At 30.6% G+C, this 4,480-nt stretch carries 4 protein-coding genes; all 4 read left to right on the forward strand.

The features are described from left to right. The first annotated feature begins 393 nt into the window (after positions 1-393). The 4 genes from Q1A18_RS18880 (at position 394) to Q1A18_RS18895 (ending at position 4,395) form a co-directional block, all read left to right on the forward strand. Positions 394-1,092, forward strand: coding sequence for a hypothetical protein (locus Q1A18_RS18880; RefSeq protein ID WP_299584662.1), 699 nt, complete (start codon positions 394-396; stop codon positions 1,090-1,092). A gap of 21 nt (positions 1,093-1,113) precedes the next feature. Further along, positions 1,114-1,758, forward strand: a complete 645-nt coding sequence (locus tag Q1A18_RS18885) for a hypothetical protein (RefSeq protein ID WP_299584665.1) — start codon at positions 1,114-1,116, stop codon at positions 1,756-1,758. A gap of 155 nt (positions 1,759-1,913) precedes the next feature. Continuing rightward, positions 1,914-3,050: a hypothetical protein gene (locus tag Q1A18_RS18890; protein ID WP_299584668.1), complete on the forward strand. Its 1,137-nt coding sequence runs from the start codon at positions 1,914-1,916 to the stop codon at positions 3,048-3,050. 118 nt (positions 3,051-3,168) lie between these two features. Next, entirely contained in the window at positions 3,169-4,395 is a 1,227-nt protein-coding gene (locus Q1A18_RS18895) for a HEPN domain-containing protein (protein ID WP_299584671.1), read from the forward strand. Positions 4,396-4,480: the final 85 nt, after the last annotated feature.

Consider the following 4,480-nt stretch of genomic DNA (forward strand, 5'->3'; position numbering starts at 1 on the left):
TATCAAATTTGGAGAACGATGCAAACTAAAACTCTAATAGCAAAATATAATTGACACAGTTTAATGAACACTACCAACAGGGCGAAAATGTTCAAAAAATGGTGTCAGTTGTACCTTTTTTGCTGAAAATGATCCAAAAATTGGTGTCAAGGGTAGGGGAAGTGCGTATTTTTTGTTTAGAACGAAAATAAAATATGCTTACCGACTCATACATTTTGTAAAGTTTTGCTAACTTGATCAGCTAAACCTAAAAAAGAAAAAACCAATGACAGGACTAACCAACGGACACCCACCGCACACAATCAGCGTTTTAACCAGCAAAAACACATCCAACTAAAGCGAATAGATCCACAAGACTGTGGGTATACAAGTGTTGGCATTAATTATGACAGAATGGAGAACTTAATCGAGATTTTAAAATATATAGGACCTTTTATTGGAGTTTTTATTGGGTGGTTATTGACTCGTAAAAATGAAAATGACAAGATAAAGTATTCTGAAATACGCCAAATTAAAAGAAGTTTGTATGTCCTCCTCGAAATAAGAAACCAAATTACTATTTCAAAAAGAATGGATAAATATTTGGGGATTCTTGTAGAGAAATTAAACCTTATGTTTAAAGAATATACAGAGGAAGAAATAGAGGCAGAACAATTTAAAGGTTTATTCAAGCAAATTCTACCTTCTTTAATAGGAGAAAATTTCCAAAAAGATTTGAAAGAACAATTTGAAAAGTGTATTGATAATTTATCTGAAATTGACCCAATTCTGACATATCGGATAAATGGTAAACAAAATATTCATGATTACATACAATCATGGGAACAAGAATCAAAATGCTATTTTGAACTAGAAAGTGTTGAAGATATCCAAAATATTATAGAGCATTTTAAACCTAAATTAGTTGATGAATTAAAAAGCGATATTGAATCAATAATTATTGACATTGCTCACTTGATTAGTAAAGAAGAAGCTGAAAATGTAAAAGATATTATTGCAGAACCCGAAGATTTGGAAATAGAAATTGATATAGAGGGATATCTTGAAAGGATTTTTAGTGAATTGTTAGAAGAAAATGAATCAGACAATTAATTATTACGAAATATCATTCTGATGACTCACACAATAAAAATGTTCATTAAAATTGGTGCGAAGGAACATATTCAAGATTTATATGATAATGGAACCATTTATATAAATACTATTGAATATTTCCGAAAAGTAGAAGATGAGGAGTTGCGTGGTGATAAATATGAAGGTGCTACAGAAATAATTAATTCACTGCCAGGTACATTTAGAATCCCTGGAATTGATAGAGATTTTAGTTATGAGAAAGTTCATCTTAAAAAGGCTTACGAGGAAGTATTAGGCAACATGTACTCATTATATTGCATTTCATCAAAAGGATTTCAGAATCCATTGGATTTCAGAATGGATGAAAAGAATTTACGGTTTGGTACTCATTGTTTATTAATTAAGGATAATCAATATTTCTTTGATAGAATTAAATCGGAGCTAAGGAAAAACAACTATGAGTTTCTACATGGATTTGTAGAGTACTATGACAAGGATAAAGTTAGTAAGAAGCTTACCTTATTTGACAAGCCTATGGAATTTGAATATCAAAAAGAATTTCGATTTTATGTCCATAATCAAGAAATTAAGCCGATTATAATTCAGATAGGAAGTCTTAAAGGGAAAGCTGAAATTATAGAAGCAAATAAATTGACAGAACTAAAACTAGAGTTGAAAAAATAACTAATGCCAACAATATGTATAGTGCATAGCGGGTTTTGTGGGTAATTTAAGCTTTGTCTCTCGCCCGTATTTCGGTGCTGTAATTAGAGATAAATCTCACGTAATCCGCTACGACACTATACACGAGCCGTTAGCCACAATAAAAAATAGAAAATATGACTTTTGCATTAACTAAATATATTTTTCCGATTCAACAAGAAATATGCTTGTCTAATAAACTCGGATTTGTTCTTGATAATCCTCGAACTCCTGAAGAAATAGCAATAGTAAGAAATTATATTTCAGAATCGATTGACGACAGAGATAGAAGTGAACAAACATCATTGGCTCCTATATCAATTCGACTCGGTATTAGTTTGTCTGATTTAAAAGCTAATATAGAAGGATATTCACTTGACTATTACAATCAAAATCCAGAAAAGTCTTTACTTGATATTTTGTCAGAAACATGGATAATTATCCGCTTTAAGGAACACGAGGAATTCTCTAAGATATTAGAAAATAAGGATGAATTGATTCATGTAATGTTAACAAATAATGATTCTGAATACGCTAAAGAATTCAAGGCTCTTAGCTCTTATTGTCATTTAGTTTCCTTGTTAATTGAAAATGACAGTCATTATCATGGAGAATCATTTCTTCTTAATAAAAACCCATACGACATTTTCTTTTCAAATAAGAACACAGATGTTTATGAAACTGTAGAAGCTTTTACCAATACAAACTTTTCATTAAAGTCAGACGAGGAACGTCAAAAGAATTGGAAATATTGGCTGGACATACATGAGGAAATATTAATTGCTGTAAGCCAATTAGAATCCCTGATAGAACAAGGTATATACCAAGAAAGAGGGAAGAAATTGAGAATTAGCCAAAGACAAACACCTTTGCAAAAACTTTTACATATGGGCGGGATTCTTAAAACTTCATATGACAACGTGAGAGACCCAGAACTGATGTTATTGCTATTAGTTAGTATAATCGAATACTTGATTACAAGAAACCCTGACACTTCAAGATTTAATGTTGAAGACAGTATTAGTAAACAATTCAAATTAAAGTGTGCGACTTTAATTCACAACCAAGATAAAGATTATAAGTTACAAGAATTAAGTCAACAGCTTAATAGAATCTATTCTCAAAGGTCTGATTTAGCACATGGGAATTACAAGGAAGATTTTAAGCTTGATGATGTGGTGAATTCTGTCTATCTACTCTATAAGTTTAATAAGCATATTCTTAACGAGTTCATTAAAGACCGTGATTTAATAGATTATTTGAAAGAGAATTAATTACTGTGGCTAACAATGGGGCATAATGCCTAGCTTGCCGCAGGCGCAACACAAGCTAGGCATCATACCCGCGTCCGTTATGCAAAATTATAAACCACACAAACTGCAAGAATAATTAATGAGAAGATTTCATTTTTCAACTATTATGTCTGTAACAATCGGAAAGGATCGATTTGATTTACCGAGAGATATTTACATAAAATATATTCAGGAAAAATTGCCAATTCATATTAAAAACTCGTTAATGGATTGGCAAAAAGACTTAGACATTAATTATACGATTATAAAAGAAATAATTGATGCTTCATTTACATTAAATACTTCAAAGAAAAAGAGTAGAAATAAGGCAAGTGATATCCTTGAAATATATGGGTTAAAGAAAAATGAAGAAACTCAAAAATATGAATTTATACCATCTGTTACTGATCAGATAAGACACGATACATTCGGAGAAATTCTATTAAATATTTTAAAAGAGTATTATACTCCAATCAATAATGAATTATTCGAAGAATCCAACATTTATTTAGGAGCATTAAGATCTGAGTCAGATGAAATAGAACAATCTTTAAGAAGTGCCTTGAGAACTGCATATATTTTTTCAATAATATCATATTCAATAGAGAAGAAAGAATACAAAGACTTCTATGAGCACTTTAAGGCAGAATATTACAAAAGAGCAAAACTTGTTCAAACAGTCAGTAAAATTGATCCCCTTAATACAGTTTTATATATTCCAATATATGACGATGTTAGAAACTATAACATAAAAAACATAAGGAGAATATATACGTTAATCAAAGAATTAGTTGGCTCAGATGAAATCCAAATTGATTCAAAAAATGAATTACAAAATAGGTTAATTATTCAAGCTGAGCAGAGCTTAAAATATGAGGATAGTTTGGATTCTCAAATAAAGGATGATCTGTTGAAACCTATCTTATCAAAAACAGTAAATTTAACAAAAGCAAAAGATTTTTTAATCACAGCAAAAGCTAATCTACAACAAAATCAATATGATTCAGCAATAAATAGAGCTTATTATTCCATGATGAGAGCTTTAAGGTGTATTCTAGCAGAAAATAATCTTTTAGCCAATTGGAGACAAGAAAGCTTAAGCCCAAATGTAGTTCATAAACAGTTGGATGAATTATTTATTAAAGAGATAGTAAATAACAAAAAAATAGTAAAAAGAGATTATTACAACCAATTCAAATTTGTAAAAGAGCAAAGACTATTAGCCGATTACAGCGAAAAATTCATTGACTTTTCAACAACAGTTAAATGTATAAATTATGCTGAAGACTTTTTTGCTCTTATAAAACAAATTGTAACAGAAAAATAACTTTGCATAATCGAGTGGGAAGCCGCTAGGCTAAAAGCCTAGCGGGGAACCCCTCACACCACCCAGCGTACGGGTCTCGTACTGG

The organism is uncultured Sunxiuqinia sp., from assembly GCF_947495665.1.
Lineage (GTDB): Bacteria > Bacteroidota > Bacteroidia > Bacteroidales > Prolixibacteraceae > Sunxiuqinia > Sunxiuqinia rutila.